We start from the raw sequence: 24,486 nt of genomic DNA on the forward strand, positions 1-24,486 counted from the left end.
TTCACAGCGCCGCTTCGCGGCAGTTCCTTCGGAGAGCCCGGTTTGCAGACCGGGCTTTTCCGTTACTCAGGACAGGTACGCGTCCCCGAAATCCTCATGCATGCCTTGCTGGGCTCTGAACTCGGCCGTCTGCTCGTAGCCGCCAAGCCAGACCGCATCGGCGGCCGGCAGCGTGTTGGTGTCGAGCTTCTTGCGGAAGCTGACGGCGCGCCGATAGCGCTCCCTTGAGGTCTCTGGCAGAGCGACAACGTTGGCATTCTTCGGCAGATGGGCGGTGCGGTGCGCCTCGATTTCAGCCTGCCGGCGCCGGATCAGGGCGTCGGTGTCGGCGAACAGCTGCTGCTCGTCTTCAGCCTTCATTTCGTCAATCAGCCGGCGATGCGCCGCAGCTGCTGCTGGATCGAGGGGCTGGCTGGGGTTGAGACGTTCGCCGAGTGCCTCGATCGCGGCGCTGATCTGCGGTGTCGAATGCACATGGTCGCGCTTTGGCAAAGGGATGACGTTCGGCGCATCGCGACGGGCGACCTCCAGGGCGCGCTCGATCAGCGGCACACCCTTGGCGATCCTCTTCATGTCGGCCTTCAGATCGCGCGTCTTCTCCTCGACCAGCTCGTTGCGCATTTCCTTGGCGGCGCGCACCAGCGTCTCGGGATGGATGCCTGAAAGCTCCGGGCAGATCGCGTCGCCGAGGAACTCCGCGCCATCCTGGGCGAAGGCATAGGCCCGGCCGGCATCATTTGGGTCTTGCCGCACAAACACGGCGGTGCCCGGCAGTATGGCCGGCGTCATGTAGTGGTGGCCGTCGATGCGGATGCCGAGCTTCGTCACAATACGCTGGCCGTCCGAGCCGGCCACCGGCATCAACAGAAGGTCCAGGGCGCGCTCATCGACCTTGCGAACCGGCTTCGTCGAAGCCAGCGCGGTGGCGAACGGTGTTGCGTTCTTCAGGCCGGCATGGGGCCGGTGCTGATAGACCACGCTTGCCCACTCATCGACATGGTCCTGCAACTGCGGGCCGGTCAATGTGACACCGAAAACCGAGGCGTCATCCTCACCCAGCCGCTGGGCAAAGCTCTTGCGGCTTTCGATCGCTTTCCGATCGGTGACGGAGTGGCCGACGAACCCCGGCAACAGGGTTGCCATGTCGTGCTGGAAGGTCTTGATAACGCGCTCGACGTGGCCCTTCTGTTCGGGCGAATAGGCGTCCGACGTCTCGGCCTCTATGCCCAGCGAGGCGAACAGCCGCTGCGTATCCTTGGCCACAAAGTCGGAGCCGTTGTCGGTCTTGACGACATCGGGCACGCCCCATTCCAGGATGGCCTTGCGGATCAGCAGCGCAACGGCCGAGGCGCGAGGCGTCCGCGACAGCAGCCAGACGGTACGGCGCGTGGCAATGTCGATGCAGGCGTAGACCGCGTGGCGACCGTCAATGCAGAGCGCGTCGACCGGCGAGGCGTCGATCTGCCAGAGCTGGTTAGGATCGGTGACGTGGCGCAGCATGCCGACGCCAGCCGGGGCCATGTGCGACCGGTACCGGTCGGGATTGGTCAGCTTCAGCAGCTCGACCTTGTGCTTCTCCTTCAGCCCCTTCAGCGCATGCTGGAAGGTGCGGACGGGAGGCATCGGAATCTCTGTTTCAACGCCCTTTGAAACGACCTTTACGGTGTCGCCAAACTCGGAACGGCACATGGTGCGAACATGGTGACCCGAGAGGTGCGGTTGGTGCCCGAGCAGGGCCAGCATGAAGGCGCTGACGGCGCCGTCATTGGCTGTCTCAAGGATGCCGGTTCCCTTGCGCGCCTGGGCGGGATCGTGCGCCAGGGCGTTGACCTTGCCGTCGCGTTTCTGCGACTGCCAGCGGGCCAGGGACCGCTTGGACAAGTTCGGAATGATCTCACGCGCCCAAGGTTCAATGTTGAGCGAGCCGGCGTTGTACTTGTCGGTGAAGACCTGGACACGGGTGGCATAGCCGAGCTTGAGTGTGCGGCTGAACCTCTCGAAGACAGCGACGATCGCGAGGCGCGCGTCACGCTCCAGCTGGGCGCGGGCTGTAAGGCCGGCGTCCGGCGCGGCCTTGGCCGGCTTCACCGGCAGTTCGATGACGATGTGCTTCTGTTGATAGGCGACCTGGGCGAGAACCGGAAACAGTGACAAGTGATATTCCGTGGCTCCGCCGCGACCTGGCCGCTTCCGCGCCAGAGCAGAGCCGTCCCACTCACTGCGCCCGGCAAGGCGGATCACCGCGCTTTCCGAGGCCGGCATGTCGGGCAGCTGCTCGGCAGCGATCTCGCGGGCGGTCAGCCAGTCTTTCATACCGACACCTGCGGAAAGCCGTCATAGGTCCGACCGTCGAGTAGGCGGCCGGTCTCGGACTTATGACGGAAACGCATTGGCTGGCCGACGAAGCGATAGGTGCGACCGGCCGCCAAGTCTGCCTCATGCGTGGCAGCAGCGTCCGCGACCTGGTCTTCCTCGATCCAGTTGCCCCACTGCTTGAAAAGGTAGGGGATGCCGTTGGGGGCGCAGAAATCGCGAGTTGCATAGTGCCACTCGGGATTGTGGGGCCGTGCGTTCGGACCGCTTTCTCCGCCGGATACCATCCACCGGATGAATTCCCAGCCGCGCCAGTCCACCATGCCTAGCGCCGGCTCGTAGCTGACCCATGTCAGCCAACCCGCATTCGCTATGTCTCTGAGCGGCTCGCGCCGTTCGTCGGCGCGCGCCTGGTCTTCAACCGAAGTGCCTAGCCAGACGTTAGGCAGCGGTGCGACTTCCTGCTTTGCGCCTTCTGGCAGGATGTCATCCAGGACGAGCGGCTTACTCGAAATCTCCCGAGCATGTCCGAGGATGTGGCGGTCGCCAGCATTGAAGGCGTCGATATATGCACGCATCCGATCTGGCCGCTTCGTCAGGACTTGAAAGATATGCTGTGGGGCCAGCGCCATGACCGCGAAAACACGGTCAATCCATTCGTCTGGAACGGCCTCGTAGAACAGGTCGGCATGCGCGCACACGAAGATCATGCGCGGCTTGGTCCAGCGCAGCGGCTGGGTCAGCCACTCCTCGTTGAAGCGCACTTCGCCGGTCCAGACCGGGCCATTCTTGGTGTCGACGGTCAGACCTTCGCGGCTCCAGTGGTGCTTGAGCCGGGTTCCCGCAAGTTTCATCGCGTAGCAGAATTTGCAGCCCGGCGATTTGACCTGGCAGCCGGTGATCGGGTTCCAGGTTGCGTCGGTCCATTCGATCTTGGTGCCGTCAGCCATTCGGGTGCGCCTGTTGGTTGGCGCCCGCCGCTGTAGTCGTGCGGCGGGCGCTGTCCGAGGCGGCTTGGGAGGAGCTTTTCGCCTCGGAGGATTGAAGGGTGCGAACGGCTTGCGCCGTGTAGCCTTGCAGCTGCTCGCGCATGTGCTGTTGGGTGTCGGCGTCCTCGCAGCGGAGCATCTTGATCTGCCAGCGGACCAGCCACTGCGCATCCTTTGGGAGCAGCGCGAAGTAGTGGCTGGGGCAGAAGATGCCGGTTGCCGGGTGCGGACACGATGGCATGGCGCAAGGGTGCGTGGTCATGACCAGATGCCTCCGCGCATGACGTGCTTGTTCACACGCTTTTGGAAGGCTGCGCCGGTGGCCGCTCTGCGACGAAACCCAGCCGTGTAGAGGCGGTGAACGCCATAGAGTATGATGGCGTAGACGATGACGCCGCTGATGCCGAGGACGAGGAACGGGCTCATTGGCCGATCCTCGCTGCGATCACCGCCGCCGACAGGCCAGCCGAGCCGTAGACCGCGAAGACCACGAAAGCGGCTATGGCGAGGAGACCGGCGACATCGTGCGCCAGGTCGAGAAATGCGCGTTTCATGCGGAAGCCTTTCATCGTTTTGCTTTCCACTGTGCGTCGAACGCCTGCCTGTCTCGGGTCGCCCGCTCGATGGCTTCGTCGGCCATTTCCCGCATGATCAGCGCCTCGAATTTCTTGGGGACGACGATCATCCCGGCATCTTCCAGAAGGGTGTTGAGCGCGCGCACGTCGCCGGTGACCGACACCAGTGCGGCCAGCCGCAGGGCTGAAATTGAATGCTGTTCCTTGGCCTGGCTGGCGTAGGCGTCGAGTGTCGTCTTCGCCACGTCGTCCTTCAGGTGCTCAGACATGGCTTTCGCGATGTCCGTGCGGTTCATTCTTGCTTCGTTGAGCGTCAGGCTCACTGCCTTCGACAGCCGGCCAGCCAGCGACCACGCCTGAACCGCTTCCGCATCGAAGCGCTCGACCACCGGGGCCGGCTGATAGTCGCGGAACAGGTCCAGGGAATGAGTGTCGCGGCGCTTGACCATCAGGGCTGCCGACCTTTCAGCCAGCGCTGGATGGCGGCTTCGTGCAAGGCAAAGAAGCGGTCCTGGTCGCCTTCCTTCATCTTCGAGAACGCAGTGGCGACCTTCTGCCAAGCCGGCTCGGTTGCCGGCTTCACCGTCCGGTCGATGACCGCAATGGCCTCTGCGACGTTCTTTGGCGCGTCATCGGCGGCCATGGTCAGCAGGCGGGCAACAGCGGCCTGACGCTCTGAGGGCTCGGCAGCCAGCAGCAGCAGGTCCGTTTGGCTGTCGGCGATTGCGTGAAGGGAGATGCTCTCCCTGACCGGCAGCGGGATGGTGGCGATCTTGAGGGCGTGGAAGACGCTGCGGCGCGATATGCCGAGGACGGTCTGGGCGGCCTCCGAGAAATTGAGTGCAAAGTTTGCACTCAATTCATCGTCCTCGACGATCTCGCGGGATTTCTTGCGGCCGGTTTTGCCTGTGCCGTGTTCGGCGTCATGGATGTCGCGCCAATCGGCGATGTCCCTCGACCGGTCGAGGACGGACAGCTGGCGTCGGATCAGGTTCTCGGCGATCTCGCGCTTGCGCATCTGCGCTTCGGTCGCAACCTCTTTCGGGTCGCGGATAAAGGCGTCGATCTCTGTGTGACCGAGGCCGGCGACGGCCTCCAGGCGATGCCCGCCGAGGATGAGCCGGTATGGGCTTCCGTCGGAAGTCTCGGGCACGACCTCGATCGGCACCATATGGCCGTTGCCGGCCTGCATGTCCGCTTTGAGCGTCTCGACCCATGCTGGATCGGTTCGGCGCCGGTTCTTCGGCACCCTGATGTCGGCAATCTTGATCTTGGTCGGTGTCGTCACGTCGGAGGTCCCCTGAATGGCGTTTGGCTGTCTGCGAATGGCTTCGCGCTAGACAGCGGGCTCAGGGCGCGCCCGATGCGGCGTCTAAAATGAGTGCAACTTTTGCACTTCCGCTGCGGCTGGCGGTGCTGGTAGTCTCGCGATCGTTGTGACGGCCTCTCGTGTAGAGAGTCGGGAACAGGGTTCGGAAAGGGATATCGAGTGCGGCGGCAATCGCCTCCGCACCGGTGCGGCTAGAGCCGATGATCCCTTGCCTGCAGGCGCTGGAATAAAGGCCCGCGTCTTTGGCGATCCCGGTCAACGTCATGCCACGGCGCCGAAGCTCGGCATTGATGGCGTGACGGTCCCACACCTGAGGCATGTTCATAGCGGCTCCACCGATCGTCCGGACCTTTGCAGAGGGCCGGATGGTTAAACTTTTAGACAACACTAGTCGCGACTAATGTCGCACCAAAGAGCGAAAACAGCAACCCGAGTGCGAAGAAATTCGCACGTCAGAGTTCAAAATCCGCAATCTGGTGCGAATAAGCCGCTAAGCATCGGAAAACACATGAGTTTCCCGGACGAGGCTATCGGCAACGGAACTCTGACGCATGGTCAGAGTTCGGCATCGTTCGACCTGGGCACGTTCTCAGGTCGGTTCGCCTTCGCAATCGAGGGCGAATCACCCCACGCCTTTTCACGGCGATCGGGAATATCTAGCACCATGGTGCGAAAATACCTGGAAGGCTCGATGCCGGGGCTCGACAAGCTACTTGAGATTGCCGAGGCGACGCATGTCACCTTGGATTGGCTTGCGGCGGGGCGGGGCCAGATGCGGCCGACTGAAGGGCAGGCCAAGAGCATTATGGTGACCGGTGACGCGCCGGACGGTTTTATTGCCGTACCGAAGCTTGATATCAGGCCGAGCGCTGGCGCCGGCAGTATGGGGTTCCATGAGGATGGCGAGCCGGACATCGTCGCGTTCAAGGAAGATTGGTTGCGGCGAATAGGGATCAGCCCCAAGTTTGCCCGACTGATGGTTGCCCAGGGCGATTCCATGCGCGAAACCATCAACGATGGCGACCTAATGATCGTCGACATCTCGATCCGAGAGTTTATCGACGAGGCCATCTATGTGCTTGTCTATGGCGGGCTAGTAAGGCTCAAACGGTTGCAAATGCTGCGTTCTGGCCTGTTGTTGCTGAAGAGCGACAACCCGCGCTATGAGACCGAGGAAGTGCCTCTGGCCGAACAGCCAGAGCTTATTATCGGTGGCCGCGTCAGGTGGGCTGGCGGTTCGATTTAGGGGGACAGTGATGGAAAGGAAGATTGTACTAGGCGTAGCTTTGGCGCTTGTCGCTGTGGGAGCATACCAATATTCGACGGGTGGGATTGGACCAAGCGTGGACCTCGTTGAAGCAAAAGCTAGGTGCTTGGATGCCGTTGCTAGGGCGCGCGCAATCCGAAACGGCGCTCCGCTGCCGCAATCCGAGACTGTTGCACTTTACGAGCTGAGGCTCACGGATTGCAAAAGCAAACAATACCTCAGCAGCGACGAAATCGGTGACCTTTTAGGCTCCTAACCGCCAATGGATTGACTCTGAGGTCTGCCGTGAACAAAATGAGAACATCCATTCAACGGAGGTTCTCATGCATTTCGCCATCGATCTCGCAGAGCGGCCTAACGCCGCGGAAGTCAGCAGCTTCGTCATTCTGGCGCCCTCTGGCCAGTTTCGGACTGATAAAGCACTACGGCAGGTCGAAGCATTCCTGGCTGACAGGTTCCCCACCCTGACATTCTATGCGAACGGCGACACTCCGCCGTTCGATGGCGACTATAATATAGTGCCGATCTGCGGAGTGCCGGGCAAGGAGCCCGACTCCATAAGGATGCTCGATTACCCTCCGCGATCGCTGATGCTGGCCATAGATGCCGCTTTGCAAGGCTTTCGGCCCACCGGCCTCCCGGTCAACTGATCATGGCCGACCGCCCTTGGAAGAGCGTTGTCGATACGCTTGGCGATCTGCGCGAACACGGCGTAGGCCTTCGGGGCCATTGCCTCGCACCGAACGCCAGCCACAGCCGGGTGCTGGATCTGGAAAAGCTGATCGGGCTGTTTGGCGAAGATTACGTCTTCATCAACGACGAGGAGATCGGCCGCCAGTTCGTCTGCACCGAGTGCGGCCGCACTGGCGGCTCGATTACCCTCATCGCCAACACGGCGCCGACTGGCTGGTCGCCTCCGCGCTGACTTGGTGCCATCCGATCTTGCGCGGCCAAAAGCGCCGCCGCCGGTTTTGGTGCCAGATGAAGTTGCGCGGCCGGTTTTTGACCACCGGCCGTTCCGGCTTCGCCATTTCGCAGCAAAGCCCTTGTTTTCCGGGCTTCTGGCAGCTGTTCCCGCCGATTATCACCTTTTCCCAGCATTAGCCGGAAGATGCCATCCGATCTTGCGCGTTACACGTGGCGATTCCGCCGACGCCGGTAGCGTCACCCCTGTCACGTCCTGGTGACGATCGCGCGCCTCCTGTCATGCCCACGGCAAATCCAGCTCCGGAGACCGGTGCGGTCGTGCGTTTGCGCCGGCAATTCGGCCGCCTTTCGCTATCCGGTTTCCGCGGCATGGTGGTGTCCGCGGCCAACCTTGAGCTTGATCGCGGCGTTGCCTTCCTGTTGGTGCCTGTCTTCCTTGCGCTCGGTGTGATCGGCTACTTTTCGCTGGCGGAAGAACCGGGCTTTCCAAAACTTGTCGCTGTCGTGCTCCTGACAGCATCGTGCGCGGTGGCCTCACGGTCCTACCGTAAAACCCATCTGTGTTTCATGATGGCGCTGCTGTGCGCGCTTGGCGTGCTTGCCGCCAAGGTCGAAACATGGCGTGCTGGAACGCAGATCCTAGTGGATTGATTCCAACGTTTGGTGCCCACGCCTGACGGCGGCGATGATGTTTGCGGGATCGGCCTTCCATGCGAAGGGCCTGGGCTGCTGATTATGCTCGCTGATGAAGCGGTTGATGGCGGCCTGGAGGTCGACGACGGAGTGGAAGACGCCGTGCTTGAGCCGCCGGCGGGTGAGCTTGGCGAAGAAGCCCTCGACGGCGTTCAGCCACGAGCAGGATGTCGGCACGAAGTGGAAGGTCCATCGCGGATGCCGGGCCAGCCAGGCCCTGACTTTCGGCTGCTTGTGGGTGGCGTAGTTGTCGAGAATGACGTGGACGGCTTTGTCGGCCGGGAGTTCGGCCTCGACTGCGTTGAGGAAGCGGATGAACTCCTGGTGCCGGTGGCGCTGCATGTTGCGCCCGATGACCGAGCCATCAAGCACGTTGAGCGCGGCAAACAACGTGGTGGTGCCGTTGCGCTTGTAGTCGTGCGTCATCGTGCCGCCACGGCCAGGCTTCAGTGGCAGCCCCGGCTGGGTGGCGGTCAAGCGCCTGGATCTGGCTTTTCTCGTCGACCGAAAGAACGATGGCATGGGCGGGTGGGGAGACGTAGAGCCCAACCACGTCGTGCAGCTTTTCGGCGAAGGCCTTGTCATTGGACAGCTTGAAGGTGCGCCAGCGATGTGGCGCAAGACCGTGGTCGTGCCAGATCTTCACTACCGAAGACGCCGCGATGCCGACCGCTTTCGCCATTGCACGGACCGTCCAGTGCGTCGCTTCGTGATCGGGCGGCTCCAGCGTCAGCGCCACGACCTTGTCGACCACCCCCGGCTTCAGAGGCGCAATGCCAGGCGGCCGGGTCTTGTCGCGCACCAGGCCATCGACACCTTCGGCCATGAAACGCTCCTGCCAGCGCCATACACAGGTCTTGGATTTGGCCGTCGCCGCCATGATCGCCACGGTGCCCAGACCATCGGCAGTCAGCAGGATGATCCGCGCGCGCCAGACATGCTTCTGGGGCGAACTTCGCGCCAAAACGATCGCCTCAAGCCGCGTCCTGTCAGATGCCGTAACGTCGATGCCGATACCTGTGCGCATCCCGGCAGCCTCGCATGCCACGCTCCAGGATGGAATCCCCGGCGGACTCCTTTGTCTCGATCAATCCACTAGGTTCCGAGATATCGACACGGCTGACAGGCCGCGTGGTCGCCCTGGACCTGATGCCGAATGGCCGCGTCCGGCTGACGATCGATGTCCTCTCGACGGCAAGACCGACCCTGCGGTACGCACCCGAACGGGTTCGCCTTTCGGCACGGAAAATACCCTCCAACCTGACCGCCGGTTCTCAAGTCGCCGGCTATGTGCGGCTGCTACCCCCCACCGGTCCGGTGCGGCCGGACAGCTATGACTTCTCTTTTGACAGCTATTTCGCAGGCATTGGCGCCAGCGGCTTCTTCCTCAGCAATCCGACCATTGTTCCTTCCGACGAACTGCCGCTCGCTTCCCGCATTTCGTCAACGATCGAAAATGCACGCGAAGCATCGCCGATCATATCCGCGCCAGTATTGGTGGGGCGGAGGGCGAGATTGCCGCCGCGCTTATCGTCGGTGTTCGCGCCGGAATTCCCGAAGAGATCAACGAGGCGATGCGGCGCACCGGCATCTATCACGTCATCTCCATTTCAGGGCTGCACATGGCGCTGGTCGCCGGTACCATCATGATGTTGATGCGCGGTTCATTCGCCCTGTTTCCGGATTTCTGCGCGCGTCGTCCGGTCAAGAAATACGCAGCCGCGGCCGCGCTTGTCTCGATTGCCGCCTATCTGGTCATTTCCGGCATCGTGGTTGCTGCCGAGCGCAGCTTCATCATGCTCTCGGTAATGCTCATAGCCGTGCTGTTTGATCGGGCGGCACTGACAATACGCAATCTCGCAATATCAGCCATTGCCGTTATCGTCGTCTCGCCGCATGAGGTGGTCGGCCCGAGTTTCCAGATGTCCTTTGCAGCGACTGCTGCCCTGGTCGGTGCCTATGCCGGCTGGTCCGACTACCGCGCCCGCAAGGTCAGCACGCCGCCGCCGCGACGGTCGTTGCCCGGCTTCCTCATACGAAAACTGCTGCTGGCGACCGGGGGCCTCGCGATGACGTCCATCATTGCCGGAAGCGCCACCGCACTCTTTGCGATATGGCATTTCCAGCGCGTGTCACCGTTCAGCCTGTTTGCCAATCTGGCCATCATGCCGATCGTATCGGTGATCGTCATGCCCTTTGCGGTCTTCAGCGCGCTGGCAATGCCATTCGGAGCTGATGGGCCATTCCTCTATGTCATGGGCAAGGGCCTGACAGCGATGATCGCGCTGTCAGCCTGGTTCTCCGAGCGTTCGCCGATCGACGCGGTCGGGTTGATTTCGCTGCAATCCGTCTTGCTGGTGACAGTCGCGCTGACCATCGCGACGATGGCGACAACCTGGCTGCGGCTGGCGTCACTGCCGTTCGCGCTGGCCGGCCTGCTGACGATTTCCGACACGCGCGCGCCGGATGTACTGATTTCGGAAGATGCGCGGCTGGTGGCGTTGCCAATCGGCGGTGGCGAACTCGCAGTGAACCGGGAGCGCCCTAACGAATTCACCGCCGACAATTGGAAACGTGCGCTGAAATCCGAAACCATCGTCAAGCCGGAAAGCTTCGGCCAAAACGATCGACAATTCGACATTGCCGATGCCGCCGATTTGCCGTCGGGCGCGCCTTTCTACTGCAGTGACGATCTGTGCGTTGCCCGACACCTGTCCGGCGCGATCGTGGCGTATGTCGAAGATCGCAAGAAAGCGTGGAAAGCCTGTCGTTTTGCCGACCTGATCGTCGTTAACGACGCGACGGCCTACGACCCATGCCGCAATCCAACGGTCCTTGTCGTCACCAAACGGCAACTTGCTCGTGCGGGAAGTGCCGCTGTCTTCTTCGACCCGCAATCAGCAATTTCACGGCCGAAAATAAGCTTCGCGCTCGACAGGCCGTACCGGCCTTGGCACCAGCAACGAAAATTCTCACGCGAGGCGAGGGGGCTGCCGCCCTATCGCAAACCAGACAAACCCGTTGCTGTGCCGGCTCAATAGCGCCGGATCAGCCCGACAAGCTTGCCTTGCACCTTGACCCGGTCGGGTCCGAAGATACGGGTCTCGTAGGCGGGGTTGGCGGCCTCCAGGGCGATGGAGGCGCCTTTCCGGCGGAAACGCTTAAGCGTCGCTTCTTCCTCGTCGACCAGCGCCACGACGATCTCTCCGGGACTGGCGGTGTCGGTGTTGCGGATGATGACCGTGTCGCCATCGAAGATGCCGGCCTCGATCATAGAGTCGCCCTTGACCTCCAGCGCATAATGATCGCCGCCCATAATCATGTCTGGCGGCACCGAGATGGAATGGGTCTGGTGCTGGATGGCATCGATCGGCACACCGGCGGCGATGCGGCCCATGACTGGAATGGACACAGCGGCAACCGCGTCGTCGTCATTGCTGGCCGAAGACAAGCGTGACGGTGCCGGCTTGATCTGCCGACCCAGGCTACCCTGGATGACGCTCGGCAAAAATTTGCGCGCCGCGTTGAGGCCGGGCGCGATGGAATCGGGAAGACGCAGCACTTCCAGCGCGCGAGCCCTGTTGGGTAGCCGGCGAATGAAGCCGCGCTCCTCGAGCGCGGTGATCAGCCGATGAATTCCGGACTTGGAGGCAAGGTCGAGCGCCTCCTTCATTTCGTCGAATGAAGGCGGGATTCCGCTTTCCTTCAGCCGTTCATGGATGAACATCAGCAGTTCATGTTGCTTGCGCGTCAGCATGGCGGCCCCCAAGGGTTTCGAAGACGGGATCTGAAACCAGAATCGGAAAAACAAACCCAGAACAAACACTATCTGTTCCAGTTGTGTTCCGCAACCGTTTAAAGTTTAATGAATGTGTTCAGACAACGGAAACCATGTGACGTCCGCGAGGGCAGGCGCCGGGACAGGCTGCGGTTGCAAGTATCGGCTTGGCTGGATTGAAATCATTTGTGTTTTTGCCATCGGCGCCACCGTCTGCAGTCCTCGACCGATCTCACATCCAACGGAAAATAATCCATTTGAGAAGCGTTCCGCCTCGCCTGTTGGCTGGCTCAGCCGTGAACGAAACGAAGCCAAACTGCCAACCACCGGCGAGTTGCGGAGGCCCATTTCCCGTCCGCGCTGCAAGTTGACCTTCGGTGGCGAAGCAACGCGCGACCAACGTTACCGCACATCATTGTGGGAGCGGGATTTCAGGCAGCCGGGATTGCGCCAGCCAGCACCTGCGCGTAGGCGCCGGCATCAATATTGCCGCCTGAGATAACGCAGACGATATTGCCGGTCATCTGCTCGCTGCGAAGGGCGGCGGCCACCGATGCGGCGCCGGCGCCTTCGGCCACGACCTTTGCACTCGAGAACAGAAGGCGCATTGCCTCCGTTACCTGCTCAAGACTGACGGCAATGGCTCCGTCGATAAGCTGGTTTGCCAACGGCCATAGCGCAGGCACCAAGGACGGCCCGCCAATGCTCTTGATGAAGGACGGTCGTGTCTTGATCTCGACAATGCGTCCGGCAGCCAGAGCGGCCGTGACGGGAGCCGCGTTCTCGTCCTCGACCGCAAAGATCCTCGCATGGGGGCGAAGTGCCTTGATCGCGCTGGCGACCCCGGTTGTCATGCCGCCGCCGCCGTAGGGTGTCAGCACGCAGTCGACCTCCGGCAGATCTTCGACGATCTCCACGCCGATCGTGCCATTGCCCGCCAGCACCGCCTGATCGGTAACGGGATTCACGAGCAGCTCGTCGATGTCCGGTTGTTCAACGCCGGTAATGTAGCGCCACCAGGTCTCATGGGAGACGAAACGCACCTCTCCGCCGAGGCGACGAACCCCGTCAATCTTGGTTCGTGGGGCGTCGGCATACATGTAGGCAGCCATTGGAATACCAAGCGCTCTTGCTGCCCAGGCCATGCCATAAGCCATGTTGCCGGAACTGACGGTCGCGACGCCATGCCTCAGCGTTTCGGCATCGCGAGACAGCAAGGCATTGAGCGCCGGCCTGACCTTGAAGGCCCCGATGGGCGACAAGGTCTCGAGCTTGAGGAATATCCTTTGATCGGCCCGGCCAAGGTCGACCTGCAGCAATGGCGTTCGCGGCAACCAGGTAGCCAACCGGTCGCCGGCGGCGGCAATCTCGTGAAGCGTTGGACGGCGCGGAGGCGCTGAAATCATCCGCCGACGGCCTTCAGGCTGCCGGCGCGCGCGGCGTATTTGTTCGCGCCACCGTCTTCGCTGTGGACATAGACGTGCAGCGTGTAGCCGATGTGAGCGGTCATCAGCGCCTTTGCCCGCCCGACGTCACGATCGAGCGCCGCTTCCATGATTGCAGTGTGGTGTTCGATCGCAATCGCCTCACGCAGCGCGTTCATTGCCTCTTCGTAGCCATCCTTGAGGCCTGCGGCGGCCCGCAATGTTGGCGCCAGTCCAAGAAAGCGATGATGCCGGCGCAACTGATCCGAGATTGTCGAGCGGAATCGCAACAGCCAACTCGATGTTGCGGCACTCAGCAGTGCCGCGTGGAAAGCCTCATGGTTCTCGTCCCATATGTCGACGGCCGCGTCGGAAGGGTCATCGACGGCGGTCTTGCAGCGCGATAGCCGGTAGTGGGCGGTGACCACCGCATCCTCCCACTCACGACCACCTTTCTCGATCGATTCCAGGAAAAGGGGGATCTCAACAACCATTCTTGCGCGTGCCAGATCCTCGAGTTCGGCCCGCGACACGGGCGCGACGGCAAAGCCGCGGTTGCTGATGGCCGTGACCAGGCGTTCGGCTTCCAGCCGAGACAATGCTTCGCGCAGAGGCGTCCAGCCGACACCATAAATGCCGCGCAACGCACTCAGCTTGAGCGGTGCGCCCGGCATGAGGCGCGTGGTGAGGATATCCCGCCGCAGCAGCTGATAGGCCGCCTCCGTCTTTGTGGAGTTCTTCTGGTCCTGCATCGCGGTCCATTCATCATCTGGTGTGGGGAAAATTATATATGATATGGAAGCATGGCAAGAATTATATATAATGTTTGACATGCGCGAAGCGACTGACCATGATCGCCGCAGTAGCCGTCCTATAGCGGCGCTAATCAAATCTGGGAGGAAATGATGATGAAGTCGAAGTCCACTTGGCTGTCGGGATTGGCCCTGGCTGGCGCGCTGATGGTCAGCGCAGGGAGTGCCGCCGCCGATCAGATCCGCATCGGCATCGCCAATTTCGGCGAGCACCCGCAGTTGAACGCCGCCATCGCCGGTTTCAAGAAGGCGCTTACCGCGAACGGCTTCGTCGAGGGCAAGGATGTCGTCTACTCCGAAAGCCACACCAATTTCGATGCGTCGCTGGTTCCGCAGATGATTGCCAAGCTGCAGGCGGAGCAGCCCAAGCTGATGTACACCATCACAACGCCGGTCTCGCAGATCGCAAAGAAGGCGCTTGCCGGCTCGGGCATCCCGATCGTCTTCGCGGCCGTGACCGATCCGGTCGCGGCCAAGCTCGTTCCGTCGTGGGACGCAGGCGACGAAGGCATGACTGGCGCGACTGATCTCCAGGATGTCGCGGCGGTGATGGCTTTCACCAAGAAGCTGCTGCCGAACGCCAAGCGCTTCGGCGTGCCTTACAATCCGGGCGAGGCGAACGACGTCGCGCTGCTTGAAAAGATCAAGGAAGCAGCGCCCGCGGCAGGGTTCGAAGTCGTCGAGGTCGGCATCGACAACGTCAACGACATCCAGCAGCGCATCGCTTCGCTCGCCGGCAAGGCCGACGTGATCTATGGGCCGACCTCGAACCTCATCCAGCCGGCGATCGCGGCTGTCTCGGCGGCAGCGCGTCAGGCCGGCATCCCGGTGGTCAATGCGGACGACAATGCGGTACGCAGCGGTGTGGTGCCGGCAAGCTTCGCGGTCAACTACGAGCAGGTTGGCGTCAACGCGGGCAACATCGCGGCGGAAGTCCTGAAGGGCAAGGACCCGAAGACGATCCCGCCTTCGCGCCCGGCCTACAAGGACCACGCAGCGCTGATCTCGAAGAAGGCGATGGCCGCGTTCGGCATCGAAATCCCGGCTTCGCTGGCGGATTGCGGCTGCATCGTCGACTGACATCGAGCTTCATCAAGCAGGTGGCGGCACCTTGAAGGGCCGCCACCGTTTTCGGGAGGGCCTGATGCTCGAGATCCGATCCGCACGCAAGGTTTTCTACAAGGGCCAGGCCGACGAGAAGGTCGCGCTCGATGGCCTCGACCTGTCGCTCGTCACGGGCGATTTCGGTGTCGTCATCGGTTCAAACGGGGCCGGAAAGAGCAGCATGCTCAACGCCATTTCTGGTGCCCTTGTACTTGATTCCGGCAAAATCCTGATCAATGGCGCCGATGTGACCGACATGCCGGTGCATAAGCGCGCCATGAAATTGGCGCGCGTTTTCCAGGATCCGATGCGCGGCACCGCTGCCAGCATGACCGTGGCGGAGAACATGCTGCTGGCCGATCTGCGCAGTCACAAACGCACCCTGCGGCAGGGGCTGAACGCCGCGCGGCTCGCATCCTACAAGGAGCGCCTGTCCCTATTGGGCCTTGGGCTTGAAAACCGGCTCGACACCCGCGTCGACCTGCTCTCGGGCGGACAGAGGCAGTCGCTGTCGCTGATCATGGCCGTGGGTGGCTCACCGGACCTGCTGTTGCTCGACGAACATACGGCCGCACTCGACCCGCGCACCGCGGAGATCGTCATGCAGGCGACGGTGCGTGCCGTCAATGCGTTGAAGCTTACTACCCTGATGGTGACCCACAACATGCAGCACGCCGTGGACTATGGCAGCCGCGTGATCATGCTCGACGCGGGCCGGGTCCGTCTGGAGGTCGCCGGTGAGGCGAAAGCTAGTGTTACGGTCATCGACCTCATCGGCCATTTCTCCGTCAAGACCGACCGCATGTTGCTGGCGAGCTGATCATCATGGATTTTGTCCAGGAAATTCTGACGAGCTTCGTCTCGATCATTCCCGTCACCTTGGCGCAAAGCCTCTTGCTGGCCTTTGTCGTGCTTGGGATCATGATCCCATTTCGGATGCTGAATTTTCCTGACCTCACCAGCGAAGGCGCGTTTCCACTGGGGGGCTGCGTCTGTGGTGTGCTTCTTGCAGCCGGCGCATCGCCGCCGATAGCCATCGCCGTCGCCCTTGCGGCGGGCTTCGTGGCGGGCTGTTGCACGGCTTTCATCCATCTGCGCTTCCGCATCCACACGCTGCTTGCGGGCATCCTGATGATGACGATGCTCTACAGCATCAACCTGCGCATCATGGGCAAGTCCAACCTCTCTGTCTTCGGGTCACCCACCGTATTCGACTGGGTGCCGTTTGCGCGGCCTGGTTTTCCGGCCAGCAAGATCGTTGTCGCAGGCCTGATCGCGTTTGTCGTCTTCCTGCTGCTCAACATGTTCTTCAAGACCGAGAAAGGCACCGCGGTCCGCGCTGTGGGCGCCAATCCCGACATGGCCGAAGCGCAGGGCATCAATGTCTGGGCGGCGACCATTGGCGGCGTGGGCCTGGCGAGCGCGTTCTCGGCGACCAGCGGCGCGTTGATGGTGCAGTCGCAAGGCTTTGCCGACGTCAATATGGGCCTGGGCATCCTCATCAACGGTCTTGCCGCCCTGATGATCGGCGAGGCCATTATCGGCAAGCAGACGGTGCGGCGCCAGTTGCTGGCGCCCTTTGTCGGAGCGATCGTCTACTACCAGCTGGTGTCGTTCTGCCTTGCCGCCGGAATGCCGCCACCGGATCTCAAGCTCGCCACCGGCCTGTTCGTGCTTGCCATGCTGGCACTGCCAAGCCTGAAGCGCAGCCGCGGCCCCGCGCTCGCGCGAGAAACCATTCGCGAATAACCAAGGACTGACTGATGACGAGTGCAATTCCCGATCTCGCTGCAATCGAGGCGATGGATGCGGCCGATCCCCTGCGTTCGATGCGCGACCGCTTCGTCTTGCCGAAGGGGGTGATCTATCTTGACGGCAACTCACTGGGGGCGGCGTCACACGCCGTTTTCGATGAGCTTCAGAAGGCTTCCACCCAGGAATGGGCTCAAGACCTCATCCGTGCGTGGAACACGGCCGGCTGGTTCGACATGCCGACCACGCTTGGCGACCAGCTCGGCCGCCTGATCGGCGCCGGGGCCGGCCAGACTGTGGTCTGCGACACGACATCGATCAACATCTACAAAGTGCTGCATGCCGCGTTGGAGATGCGGCCGGACCGCTCGGTCATCATCGCCGAGGGCGACAGTTTTCCAACCGATCTCTACATGGCCGAAGGCGTTGCCTCTACCCGGCCAGGCGCGGTGCTGCGCCTCGAGGGCGTCGACGCACCAAGCATTGAAGAGCTGATCGACGAGCGCGTCGCGGTCATCCTGGTCAACCACGTCAACTACAAGTCGGGCGAATTGCGCGACATGGTGGCGCTGACGCGCCGGGCGCATGAAGCCGGGGCGCTGATCGTCTGGGACCTGTGCCACACCGCCGGTGCGCTGCCGGTCGAACTTGACCAGGCCAATGCCGATTTCGCCGTCGGTTGCACCTATAAATACCTGAATGGTGGTCCCGGCGCTCCGGCCTTCATCTATGCGGCCAAGCGGCACCTTGCCGATATCAGCCAGCCGCTCAGCGGCTGGTGGGGGCATGCACGACCTTTTGCCTTCGAGCGAGGGTATGTCGCCGGCACTGGCATCCGCCGGTTCCTGTGCGGCACGCAGCCCATCCTGTCGATGCGGGCACTGAAAGGCGCGCTCGACATCTGGGACGATGTCGACATGGCGGTCTTGCGCAAGAAGAGTATCGCGCTGACCGACCTGTTCATCCAGCTCGTCGAGACGAAATGCGGCGCTTTCGGCCTCACGCTGGAGAGCACCCGCGATGGAAGCCGGCGCGGCAGCCAGGTGTCGTTCCTTCATGACCATGGCTATCAGGTCATGCGGGCGCTGATCGACCACGGCGTGATCGGCGATTTCCGTGCGCCTTCAACCATCCGCTTCGGCTTCACGCCGCTCTATGTCAGCTACAAGGATGTGTGGCAGGCGGTCGAAGTGCTGGAAGACATCTTGCGTACCGGCGCTTGGAAGGACCCACGTTTCGCCACCAAGGAAGCCGTGACCTAAGCGAGGAGAGGTCGTTTCAGCCTCGCTCGAGACGGCGAGGCTGTTCACCGGTTGGGCCCATTGCTTCGAATGGGCCTTGGACCTCATAGCCTTGTGCGAACCTTCCAGAGTTCGGGAAACAATTCGATCTCAAGCATCTTCTTGAGGTAGGAGGCGCCGGACGTACCGCCGGTGCCGCGTTTCATGCCGATGATGCGCTCGACCGTCGTGACATGGTTGAAGCGCCAACGCCGGAAATAGTCTTCGAAATCGACGAGCTTCTCGGCCAGTTCGTAGAACATCCAGTAGCGCTGCGGATCGCGATAGACGCTCTGCCAGGCAACCAGGACCTCTTCGTTTTCGGCGCGGGTCTCACGCCAGTCGGTGCGTCTGGCGTCGGCGCCGATGTCGAATCCGTTACGGGCCAACAGCAGCAACGCTTCATCGTAGAGCGAAGGCGCGGCGAGGATCGCTTCCAGCTTTTCAGTGAGGTCCGGCCGATGCTTGTGGGGGCCAAGCATGGCGAGGTTGCGGTTACCGGCCATGAACTCGATGGCGCGGTACTGCCAGGACTGGAAGCCCGAGGACTGGCCGAGCGAATCGCGGAACTCGGTGTATTCGCTGGGCGTCATCGTCCTCAGCACATCCCAGGCATTGTTCAACTGCTCGAAGATGCGCGCGACGCGCGACAGCATCTTGAAGCTCGGCTCAAGGCGGTCAGCGCGGATGGCGCGGATCGCGGCACCGATCTCGTGCAAAGCGAGCTTCATCCACAATTCAGACGTCTGATGCTGGATGATGAACAACATCTCGTCATGCGCTGACGACAGCGGTGCCTGCGCGTCGAGGATCTTCTCCAGGTGCAGATAGTCGCTGTAGGACATGCGCTCCTTGAACGACATCTGTGCGCCTTCGGACGAAGGATCGTATGGCTCGCTCAATTGGTCTTCTCCGTGCGTAACCGGAAGCGCTGTATCTTGCCGGTCTGGGTCTTGGGCAGGGCGGCGATGAATTTCACCGATCGCGGATATTTGTAAGGGGCGATCGTCGCCTTGACGTGGTCCTGCAGGCGCTTGATGGCCAACGCGTCCGGCGCCACGCCCTGCACGAGCACGACATACGCCTCGACGATCTGACCGCGTTCGACATCGTCCGTGCCGATCACCGCGCATTCAGCGACATCCACGTGTGACAGCAGCGCCGCCTCGACCTCGGGTCCGGCGATGTTATAGCCGGCGCTGACGATCATGTCGTCGGAGCGCGCGGCGAAGTGGAAGAAACCGTCGTCATCCTGGGTGAAGGTATCGCCGGTGAGATTCCAGCCGTCGCGGACATATTCCTTCTGTCTGGTGTCAGCCATGTAGCGGCAGCCGGTCGGCCCGCGCACCGCCAGCCTGCCTGTCATGCCGCGCGGCAGTTCGTTCATCTCATCGTCGACGATACGCGCCTCGTAGCCGCTCACCGGCTTGCCGGTCGACGCGGGTTTCATGTCGTCGAAGCGGTTGGAGATGAAGATGTGCAGCATCTCAGTGGCGCCGATGCCGTCAAGGATCGGCTTGCCAGTCTTTTGCGTCCATTCTTCGAAGACCGGGGCAGGCAAGGTCTCGCCGGCCGAAACGGCGACGCGCAGCGACGACAGGTCAGCGCCCTCATCCATGGCCTTCAGCATCGCGCGGTAAGCGGTCGGCGCGGTGAAGGAAATGGTGGCTTTGTAAGTCTCGATGATGTGGATCATGTTGGGCGGCGTCGCCTGTTCCAGCAACGTCGCCGCCGCACCGAAGCGCAGCGGGAAGATTGCGAGGCCGCCGAGGCCGAAGGTGAAAGCGAGCGGCGGCGACCCGACAAAGATGTCGTCTGGCGTCACCTGGAGAATTTCCCGTGCATAGGCGTCGGCGATGATCAGCAGGTCACGGTGGAAATGCATCGTCGCCTTCGGCACGCCTGTGGTGCCCGACGTGAAGCCGAGCAGCGCAACGTCGTCGCGACCCGTGTTGACGGCGGTGAACGTCACCGGCTTGTCGAGGGCGGCGCGATCGAGTTCGGCATCGTGGTTGGCGGTGCCGTCGAAGCCGATGACCTGCTTGAGGAACACGCTGTCCTTCGCGCAGGCCGTCATCTCATCCATCAGCCTGGTGTCGCAAAGCGCGACCGTGATTTCAGCCTTGTCGACGATCTTGGCAAGCTCGCCGGCGCGCAGCATCGGCATGGTGTTGACGACCACGGCGCCGACCTTTGTGGCGGCCAGCCAGCAGGCGACCATGGCAGGATTGTTTGCCGAACGGATCAGCACCCGGTTGCCGGGCTTGACGCCATAATTCTCGACCAGCGCGTGGGCCAGCCGGTTCGTCCAGTCGGACAGTTCCTTGTAGGTGCGGCGACGTCCGTTGCCGATCAGCGCGGTATGGTCGCCAAGGCCTTTCTCAACCAACCTGTCCGTCAACTCGACGCCGGCGTTGAGGTGCTCGGGATAGTCGAAGCCGTCAAGCAGGAACTCCGGCCACTGCTCCGGCGGCGGAAGGTTGTCACGCGTAAAGGTGTCCACATGCGCTGATGGCCCGAGCATTTTCGCGACTTTCCCCTGTCGTTATGGCCGCGGCACGAAATTGCCCGGCTCGATTCTGCGTTTACTGCTTTAGGTGGAAGGTCGGTCCTGCCGGCCCTGGATCAGAGCGCGGCGCCATTGGCACAGCCGTTGTTGAATGACGGTATGTGGGTCTTTCGGACGGCACAGTGAGATCTCCCATTCTCGACTGAACATGGGGCAGCATCGCACTTGCCGAAATTTGTTTCAAGCCTAAAGGTTTTTGTTTCCGGCGCATTGACGCCGCCTCGTTCGATGCTCATTGCTACGCGACTGACGATACACCTTGGGGGAGAGTGCCGGTGCTCGAACATCGAATCACCGATTGGGACAATGCCTATGCCAATGGCGCGAACATCGCCGCAAGCGACTGCTGGCCGGCTGCGTGGGTGGAACCAGCGCAAGCGTTTCGGGATGCGCTTTCAGCGGAGGGCAGGGCGCGGCTCGACGTCGCCTATGGGGACAGGACGCGTAACCGGCTCGACCTTTTCCTTCCGGCAGCCGAACCCAAAGGGCTCGTGGTGTTCGTGCATGGCGGCTACTGGAAAGCCTTCGACAAGAGTTTCTGGTCACATCTTGCTACCGGCGCGATCGGTCACGGTTACGCCGTGGCTATGCCTTCCTACACACTCTGCCCGGAGACAAGCATCGCCGGTATCGTCCGGGAAATCGGCGCGGCCATCGACAAGGCGGCGGAGCTCGTCGAAGGACCGATAATGCTGACCGGACATTCGGCCGGCGGCCATCTCGTCAGCCGGATGGTGACGGCAACGACACCGCTGGCGCCGGCCGTGGCCAAGCGCATACGCCATGTGGTGTCGATCTCAGGCGTACACGATTTGCGCCCGATGATGCGAACAGACATGAACACCACATTGAAGCTCGACGAGGCCGACGCACTGGCTGAAAGCCCGGCGCTGCTGCGTCCCATGGACAATGCGCGCATCACCTGCTGGGTCGGCGGCGGCGAGCGCGCCGAATTCCTGCGGCAGAGCGCGTTGCTTGCCAATATCTGGACAGGCCTTGGCGCCACGACAGCCACTGTGGTCGAGCCGGATCGTCATCATTTCAGCATTATCGACGGCCTTGCCGATCCGGGCCATGCGCTCACTCGAACCCTGGTCGCTGAGTAGGCGCGACATTTTTTAGGCTTGTTATCAGAGGCTTATCGTGACTTTATTCAGCGCAGCATCAATACGCTGCAGGGGGCGCCCGCGGCCGCTGTGGGAGCAAACGGCGCACGAACGATCAGCCCGTTGGCGTCAGCCAGCATTCTCAGCATCGATGAATCCTGGATGCCAAAAGGCGTCGCCACCAGCCCGTCGGCATCTTCCTTGACGACAGCCCGCACATAGTCCTGCCTGAGATCGTTGGCCGACATCGCGGCGCCCAGCCGCGCTTCTCGCACATCCTGCCGATGGTCGCGGCCGCCTAGCCGCGCCAGAAGGGGTTTCAGGAACAATTGCGAGCAGACGAGGCTCGCCACCGGATTGCCGGGCAGGCCGATGCAGCGGATGTTGCCCAGCCGCCCGAACATCAAGGGCTTTCCGGGTCGCATGGCGAGCTTCCAGAAGTCGAGCGTCATGCCTTCGCCAGTCAGCACGTCATGGATGAGGTCGTGGTCGCCGACCGAGGCGCCGCCAAGCGTGACGATGACATCCGCGCCGGCCTCTGCCGCCTGTCTCACCAAGGCGGCGATGGCCTCTTTCTTGTCAGCGGCGATGCCAAGGTCAAGCACGCGGGCACCGACCGACTGGGCGGCCGCGGCAACACCATAGGCGTTGGATGAAATGATCTGGTCGGGGCCAAGCTCGCTGCCCGGCGGCAGCAATTCGTCACCGGTGGCGATGATGGCGACAAGCGGCCGCTTGACCACGCTGACATTGGGATGGTTGGCGGACGCCGCCAGCGACAACGCCGCCGGATCGAGCAGGCGGCCTTTTTCGAGCAGGATATCGCCCTTCGAGAAATCGAGCCCGATGCGGCGGATGTTGCGCCCCTCGGCCGTCGGTTCGGTCACTTCGATGCCGCCGCCGCCGAGATCGCGGACGTTTTCCTGGATGACGATTGTATCGGCGCCTTCGGGCAGCGGCGCTCCGGTGAAAATGCGAACGGCCTGTGCCTTGCCGACAGCACCATCAAAACCACGTCCGGCTGGTGCCGTGCCGATCACCGAAAGGCGAGCCGGCACGGATGCCACATCGGTGGCACGCGCCGCATAGCCGTCCATGGCGGAGGCATTGAACGGCGGCTGGGTGCGTAGCGCGACGACCGGTTCGGCCAGCACACGGTCGGCGGCGTCCATCAGGGCGACGGATTCACAACCCGAAGGCCCTGCGCCATCCAGCAGGCGTTCGAGCGCCTCAGTGACCGGAACGAGTGCCATCTAGGCGTCAACCCCGGATTCGTTGGCCTTGTAGTCGCCGGACTTGCCGCCGGTCTTTTCGACCAGCCTTATGCCGGAGATCACCATGGCCCGGTCGACTGCCTTGGCCATGTCATAGATGGTCAGGCATGCAACCGAGGCCGCCGTCAGCGCTTCCATCTCGACACCGGTCTTGCCGGTTACCCGCGCGAGCGCCGTGACGCGCAGTCCGGGCAACGCCGCGTCCGGCTCGATGTCGACGGATACCTTGGTCAGGAGCAGCGGATGGCAGAGGGGAATGAGCTCATGCGCCTTCTTGGCGGCCATGATGCCGGCGATGCGCGCCGTGCCCAGCACGTCACCCTTCTTGGCATTGCCCGCGAGAATCGTTTCCAGCGTTTCGGGCAGCATCGAGACAAAGCCTTCGGCGATCGCCGTGCGCGTCGTCTCGGCCTTGTCGCCGACATCGACCATGTTGGCCTCGCCCCTTGCGCCAAGGTGGGTGAGGGCGGCCTTCATTGTCCGATCGCCTCTGCCGCCGCCTTGCCTGTCAGAAGCAGGTGGGTTGCGGCGGCCACATCGTGTTGCCGCATCAGGCTTTCGCCGACGAGGAAGGTGCCGATGCCTCTTTTCTGCATCCTGAGGCAGTCGTTATGCGTAAAAATGCCGCTCTCGCTGACCAGCTGGCGTCCGCCCGGCACCATCGACGCCAGCCGCTCCGAGGTTTCAAGACTGGTTTCGAACGTTCTGAGATTGCGGTTGTTGATTCCAATCATCCGCGACGACAGTTTCAGCGCGCGCTCCGTCTCGTCCTCGTCGTGCACCTCAATCAGCGCGTCCATGCCGAGTTCGAATGCCGTCGCTTCAAGCTCGCTTGCCAAGGCATCATCAACGCTGGCCATGATGATCAGGATGGCATCAGCGCCCCAGGCGCGAGCCTCATATACCTGGTAAGGATCAAACAGGAAATCCTTGCGTAGTGCGGGCAGGGCGACGGCTGCTCTTGCACTGGTGAGAAATTCCGGCGCTCCCTGGAAGGACGGTGCATCGGTCAGTACCGAAAGACAGGCGGCCCCTCCTGCCTCATAGGCCCGCGCCAGCGCCGGTGGGTCGAAATCGGCGCGGATCAGCCCTTTGGAGGGGCTAGCCTTCTTGATCTCGGCGATCAGGGCGAAGCTCCCCGATCTGCGCTTTGCCTCGAGCGCCGCAAGAAAGCCGCGCGGCGCGGAGGCGTCTTTTGCCCGCGCCTTGATTTCGGCAAGCGGTATCAGCGCCTTTGCCGCCGCGATCTCGTCGCGCTTGTAGGCCTCGATCTTGCGCAGGATATCGGACATT

Annotated in this window: 25 protein-coding genes and 2 pseudogenes; 10 read left to right on the forward strand and 17 right to left on the reverse strand. The window is 62.2% G+C overall.

Translation table 11 applies throughout. The features are described from left to right. Positions 1-66: 66 nt before the first annotated feature. The 8 genes from LGH82_RS02895 to LGH82_RS02925 form a co-directional block, all read right to left on the reverse strand. Positions 67-2,313 carry a transposase family protein gene (locus LGH82_RS02895; protein WP_227347217.1) on the reverse strand — a complete coding sequence of 749 codons (2,247 nt, stop codon included), beginning with the start codon at positions 2,311-2,313 and terminating at the stop codon, positions 67-69. Next, entirely contained in the window at positions 2,310-3,263 is a 954-nt protein-coding gene (locus LGH82_RS02900) for a phage Gp37/Gp68 family protein (RefSeq protein WP_227347218.1), read from the reverse strand. Before LGH82_RS02900 ends, LGH82_RS02895 begins: the two co-directional genes overlap by 4 nt. Beyond that, a complete protein-coding gene (locus tag LGH82_RS02905; RefSeq protein WP_227347219.1) occupies positions 3,256-3,564 on the reverse strand; it encodes a hypothetical protein in 309 nt (102 codons plus the stop codon). Before LGH82_RS02905 ends, LGH82_RS02900 begins: the two co-directional genes overlap by 8 nt. After that, a complete protein-coding gene (locus LGH82_RS02910) occupies positions 3,561-3,728 on the reverse strand; it encodes a hypothetical protein (protein WP_227347220.1) in 168 nt (55 codons plus the stop codon). The genes LGH82_RS02905 and LGH82_RS02910 overlap by 4 nt, the downstream gene beginning before the upstream one ends. Continuing rightward, positions 3,725-3,856: a hypothetical protein gene (locus tag LGH82_RS33225; protein WP_264484355.1), complete on the reverse strand. Its 132-nt coding sequence runs from the start codon at positions 3,854-3,856 to the stop codon at positions 3,725-3,727. Before LGH82_RS33225 ends, LGH82_RS02910 begins: the two co-directional genes overlap by 4 nt. A gap of 11 nt (positions 3,857-3,867) precedes the next feature. Next, the gene (locus tag LGH82_RS02915; RefSeq protein WP_227347221.1) at positions 3,868-4,326 is read right to left on the reverse strand and encodes a hypothetical protein; all 459 of its coding nucleotides are present in this window, start codon (positions 4,324-4,326) and stop codon (positions 3,868-3,870) included. Further along, positions 4,326-5,165 carry a ParB/RepB/Spo0J family partition protein gene (locus tag LGH82_RS02920; protein ID WP_227347222.1) on the reverse strand — a complete coding sequence of 280 codons (840 nt, stop codon included), beginning with the start codon at positions 5,163-5,165 and terminating at the stop codon, positions 4,326-4,328. The genes LGH82_RS02915 and LGH82_RS02920 overlap by 1 nt, the downstream gene beginning before the upstream one ends. 61 nt (positions 5,166-5,226) lie before the next feature. Continuing rightward, positions 5,227-5,532, reverse strand: coding sequence for a helix-turn-helix domain-containing protein (locus LGH82_RS02925; RefSeq protein ID WP_227347223.1), 306 nt, complete (start codon positions 5,530-5,532; stop codon positions 5,227-5,229). 183 nt (positions 5,533-5,715) lie between these two features. On the opposite strand from LGH82_RS02925, the gene LGH82_RS02930 reads away from it, so the two are divergent. The 4 genes from LGH82_RS02930 (at position 5,716) to LGH82_RS02945 (ending at position 8,052) form a co-directional block, all read left to right on the forward strand. Next, positions 5,716-6,453 (forward strand): S24 family peptidase, encoded by a 738-nt coding sequence (locus tag LGH82_RS02930; protein ID WP_227347224.1) that lies wholly within the window; start codon positions 5,716-5,718, stop codon positions 6,451-6,453. A gap of 344 nt (positions 6,454-6,797) precedes the next feature. Further along, positions 6,798-7,124 (forward strand): hypothetical protein, encoded by a 327-nt coding sequence (locus LGH82_RS02935; RefSeq protein WP_227347225.1) that lies wholly within the window; start codon positions 6,798-6,800, stop codon positions 7,122-7,124. A gap of 2 nt (positions 7,125-7,126) precedes the next feature. Next, a complete protein-coding gene (locus LGH82_RS02940; RefSeq protein ID WP_227347226.1) occupies positions 7,127-7,399 on the forward strand; it encodes a hypothetical protein in 273 nt (90 codons plus the stop codon). Between the two features lie 281 nt (positions 7,400-7,680). Further along, positions 7,681-8,052 (forward strand): hypothetical protein, encoded by a 372-nt coding sequence (locus tag LGH82_RS02945; RefSeq protein WP_319799910.1) that lies wholly within the window; start codon positions 7,681-7,683, stop codon positions 8,050-8,052. On the opposite strand, the pseudogene LGH82_RS02950 reads toward LGH82_RS02945, so the two are convergent. Beyond that, positions 8,041-9,121, reverse strand: a pseudogene (locus LGH82_RS02950) (IS630 family transposase). The gene LGH82_RS02945 and the pseudogene LGH82_RS02950 overlap by 12 nt on opposite strands. 68 nt (positions 9,122-9,189) lie before the next feature. Here LGH82_RS02950 and LGH82_RS02955 point away from each other — a divergent pair. Next, positions 9,190-11,135, forward strand: a pseudogene (locus tag LGH82_RS02955) (ComEC/Rec2 family competence protein); the annotation flags it as partial. Here the strand turns inward: LGH82_RS02955 and lexA are convergent. The 3 genes from lexA to LGH82_RS02970 all read right to left on the reverse strand — a co-directional run bounded on the left by lexA (position 11,129) and on the right by LGH82_RS02970 (position 14,048). After that, positions 11,129-11,851, reverse strand: a complete 723-nt coding sequence (gene lexA / locus LGH82_RS02960) for a transcriptional repressor LexA (RefSeq protein WP_227347227.1) — start codon at positions 11,849-11,851, stop codon at positions 11,129-11,131. The pseudogene LGH82_RS02955 and the gene lexA sit on opposite strands and share 7 nt — an antisense overlap. Before the next feature lie 452 nt (positions 11,852-12,303). Continuing rightward, positions 12,304-13,278, reverse strand: coding sequence for a pyridoxal-phosphate dependent enzyme (locus LGH82_RS02965; RefSeq protein ID WP_227347228.1), 975 nt, complete (start codon positions 13,276-13,278; stop codon positions 12,304-12,306). Next, positions 13,275-14,048, reverse strand: a complete 774-nt coding sequence (locus LGH82_RS02970; RefSeq protein WP_227347229.1) for a GntR family transcriptional regulator — start codon at positions 14,046-14,048, stop codon at positions 13,275-13,277. Before LGH82_RS02970 ends, LGH82_RS02965 begins: the two co-directional genes overlap by 4 nt. A 153-nt stretch (positions 14,049-14,201) precedes the next feature. Here LGH82_RS02970 and LGH82_RS02975 point away from each other — a divergent pair, with 153 nt between their 5' ends. The 4 genes from LGH82_RS02975 (at position 14,202) to kynU (ending at position 18,226) form a co-directional block, all read left to right on the forward strand. Then, a complete protein-coding gene (locus tag LGH82_RS02975) occupies positions 14,202-15,188 on the forward strand; it encodes an ABC transporter substrate-binding protein (RefSeq protein ID WP_227347230.1) in 987 nt (328 codons plus the stop codon). A gap of 64 nt (positions 15,189-15,252) precedes the next feature. Beyond that, entirely contained in the window at positions 15,253-16,032 is a 780-nt protein-coding gene (locus tag LGH82_RS02980; RefSeq protein WP_227347231.1) for an ABC transporter ATP-binding protein, read from the forward strand. A gap of 5 nt (positions 16,033-16,037) precedes the next feature. After that, the gene (locus tag LGH82_RS02985) at positions 16,038-16,961 is read left to right on the forward strand and encodes an ABC transporter permease (protein WP_227347232.1); all 924 of its coding nucleotides are present in this window, start codon (positions 16,038-16,040) and stop codon (positions 16,959-16,961) included. Positions 16,962-16,975: 14 nt separating this feature from the next. Further along, the gene (gene kynU / locus LGH82_RS02990) at positions 16,976-18,226 is read left to right on the forward strand and encodes a kynureninase (RefSeq protein ID WP_227347233.1); all 1,251 of its coding nucleotides are present in this window, start codon (positions 16,976-16,978) and stop codon (positions 18,224-18,226) included. Positions 18,227-18,309: 83 nt separating this feature from the next. Here the strand turns inward: kynU and kynA are convergent, their stop codons facing one another. Beyond that, positions 18,310-19,146, reverse strand: a complete 837-nt coding sequence (gene kynA / locus LGH82_RS02995) for a tryptophan 2,3-dioxygenase (RefSeq protein WP_264484356.1) — start codon at positions 19,144-19,146, stop codon at positions 18,310-18,312. Further along, positions 19,143-20,768 carry an AMP-binding protein gene (locus tag LGH82_RS03000; RefSeq protein ID WP_227347234.1) on the reverse strand — a complete coding sequence of 542 codons (1,626 nt, stop codon included), beginning with the start codon at positions 20,766-20,768 and terminating at the stop codon, positions 19,143-19,145. Before LGH82_RS03000 ends, kynA begins: the two co-directional genes overlap by 4 nt. A gap of 320 nt (positions 20,769-21,088) precedes the next feature. On the opposite strand from LGH82_RS03000, the gene LGH82_RS03005 reads away from it, so the two are divergent. Then, positions 21,089-21,919, forward strand: a complete 831-nt coding sequence (locus LGH82_RS03005; protein WP_227347235.1) for an alpha/beta hydrolase — start codon at positions 21,089-21,091, stop codon at positions 21,917-21,919. 47 nt (positions 21,920-21,966) lie between these two features. On the opposite strand, the gene glp is transcribed toward LGH82_RS03005, so the two are convergent. The 3 genes from glp to trpC are packed head-to-tail and all read right to left on the reverse strand — an operon-like array spanning position 21,967 to position 24,485. After that, a complete protein-coding gene (glp, locus tag LGH82_RS03010; RefSeq protein ID WP_227347236.1) occupies positions 21,967-23,172 on the reverse strand; it encodes a gephyrin-like molybdotransferase Glp in 1,206 nt (401 codons plus the stop codon). Then, the gene (gene moaC / locus LGH82_RS03015) at positions 23,173-23,670 is read right to left on the reverse strand and encodes a cyclic pyranopterin monophosphate synthase MoaC (protein ID WP_227347237.1); all 498 of its coding nucleotides are present in this window, start codon (positions 23,668-23,670) and stop codon (positions 23,173-23,175) included. After that, positions 23,667-24,485 (reverse strand): indole-3-glycerol phosphate synthase TrpC, encoded by an 819-nt coding sequence (gene trpC, locus LGH82_RS03020; RefSeq protein WP_227347238.1) that lies wholly within the window; start codon positions 24,483-24,485, stop codon positions 23,667-23,669. The genes moaC and trpC overlap by 4 nt, the downstream gene beginning before the upstream one ends. Position 24,486: the final 1 nt, after the last annotated feature.

The sequence above is a fragment of the Mesorhizobium sp. PAMC28654 genome (assembly GCF_020616515.1).
Lineage (GTDB): Bacteria > Pseudomonadota > Alphaproteobacteria > Rhizobiales > Rhizobiaceae > Mesorhizobium.

What these genes read in the sequence shown, in the direction of transcription:
- LGH82_RS02930 (WP_227347224.1), top strand. Translation starts at nt 5,716, where the DNA reads ATGAGTTTCCCGGACGAGGCTATCGGCAACGGAACTCTGACGCATGGT.
- LGH82_RS02945 (WP_319799910.1), top strand. Translation starts at nt 7,681, where the DNA reads ATGCCCACGGCAAATCCAGCTCCGGAGACCGGTGCGGTCGTGCGTTTG.
- LGH82_RS03000 (WP_227347234.1), bottom strand. Translation starts at nt 20,768, where the DNA reads ATGCTCGGGCCATCAGCGCATGTGGACACCTTTACGCGTGACAACCTT.
- kynU (WP_227347233.1), top strand. Translation starts at nt 16,976, where the DNA reads ATGACGAGTGCAATTCCCGATCTCGCTGCAATCGAGGCGATGGATGCG.
- LGH82_RS02900 (WP_227347218.1), bottom strand. Translation starts at nt 3,263, where the DNA reads ATGGCTGACGGCACCAAGATCGAATGGACCGACGCAACCTGGAACCCG.
- LGH82_RS02975 (WP_227347230.1), top strand. Translation starts at nt 14,202, where the DNA reads ATGATGAAGTCGAAGTCCACTTGGCTGTCGGGATTGGCCCTGGCTGGC.
- LGH82_RS02940 (WP_227347226.1), top strand. Translation starts at nt 7,127, where the DNA reads ATGGCCGACCGCCCTTGGAAGAGCGTTGTCGATACGCTTGGCGATCTG.
- lexA (WP_227347227.1), bottom strand. Translation starts at nt 11,851, where the DNA reads ATGCTGACGCGCAAGCAACATGAACTGCTGATGTTCATCCATGAACGG.
- LGH82_RS02980 (WP_227347231.1), top strand. Translation starts at nt 15,253, where the DNA reads ATGCTCGAGATCCGATCCGCACGCAAGGTTTTCTACAAGGGCCAGGCC.
- LGH82_RS02925 (WP_227347223.1), bottom strand. Translation starts at nt 5,532, where the DNA reads ATGAACATGCCTCAGGTGTGGGACCGTCACGCCATCAATGCCGAGCTT.
- LGH82_RS02895 (WP_227347217.1), bottom strand. Translation starts at nt 2,313, where the DNA reads ATGAAAGACTGGCTGACCGCCCGCGAGATCGCTGCCGAGCAGCTGCCC.
- LGH82_RS02915 (WP_227347221.1), bottom strand. Translation starts at nt 4,326, where the DNA reads ATGGTCAAGCGCCGCGACACTCATTCCCTGGACCTGTTCCGCGACTAT.
- LGH82_RS02970 (WP_227347229.1), bottom strand. Translation starts at nt 14,048, where the DNA reads ATGCAGGACCAGAAGAACTCCACAAAGACGGAGGCGGCCTATCAGCTG.
- glp (WP_227347236.1), bottom strand. Translation starts at nt 23,172, where the DNA reads ATGGCACTCGTTCCGGTCACTGAGGCGCTCGAACGCCTGCTGGATGGC.
- LGH82_RS02910 (WP_227347220.1), bottom strand. Translation starts at nt 3,728, where the DNA reads ATGAGCCCGTTCCTCGTCCTCGGCATCAGCGGCGTCATCGTCTACGCC.
- trpC (WP_227347238.1), bottom strand. Translation starts at nt 24,485, where the DNA reads ATGTCCGATATCCTGCGCAAGATCGAGGCCTACAAGCGCGACGAGATC.
- LGH82_RS02905 (WP_227347219.1), bottom strand. Translation starts at nt 3,564, where the DNA reads ATGACCACGCACCCTTGCGCCATGCCATCGTGTCCGCACCCGGCAACC.
- LGH82_RS02965 (WP_227347228.1), bottom strand. Translation starts at nt 13,278, where the DNA reads ATGATTTCAGCGCCTCCGCGCCGTCCAACGCTTCACGAGATTGCCGCC.
- LGH82_RS02985 (WP_227347232.1), top strand. Translation starts at nt 16,038, where the DNA reads ATGGATTTTGTCCAGGAAATTCTGACGAGCTTCGTCTCGATCATTCCC.
- moaC (WP_227347237.1), bottom strand. Translation starts at nt 23,670, where the DNA reads ATGAAGGCCGCCCTCACCCACCTTGGCGCAAGGGGCGAGGCCAACATG.
- LGH82_RS33225 (WP_264484355.1), bottom strand. Translation starts at nt 3,856, where the DNA reads ATGAAACGCGCATTTCTCGACCTGGCGCACGATGTCGCCGGTCTCCTC.
- LGH82_RS02935 (WP_227347225.1), top strand. Translation starts at nt 6,798, where the DNA reads ATGCATTTCGCCATCGATCTCGCAGAGCGGCCTAACGCCGCGGAAGTC.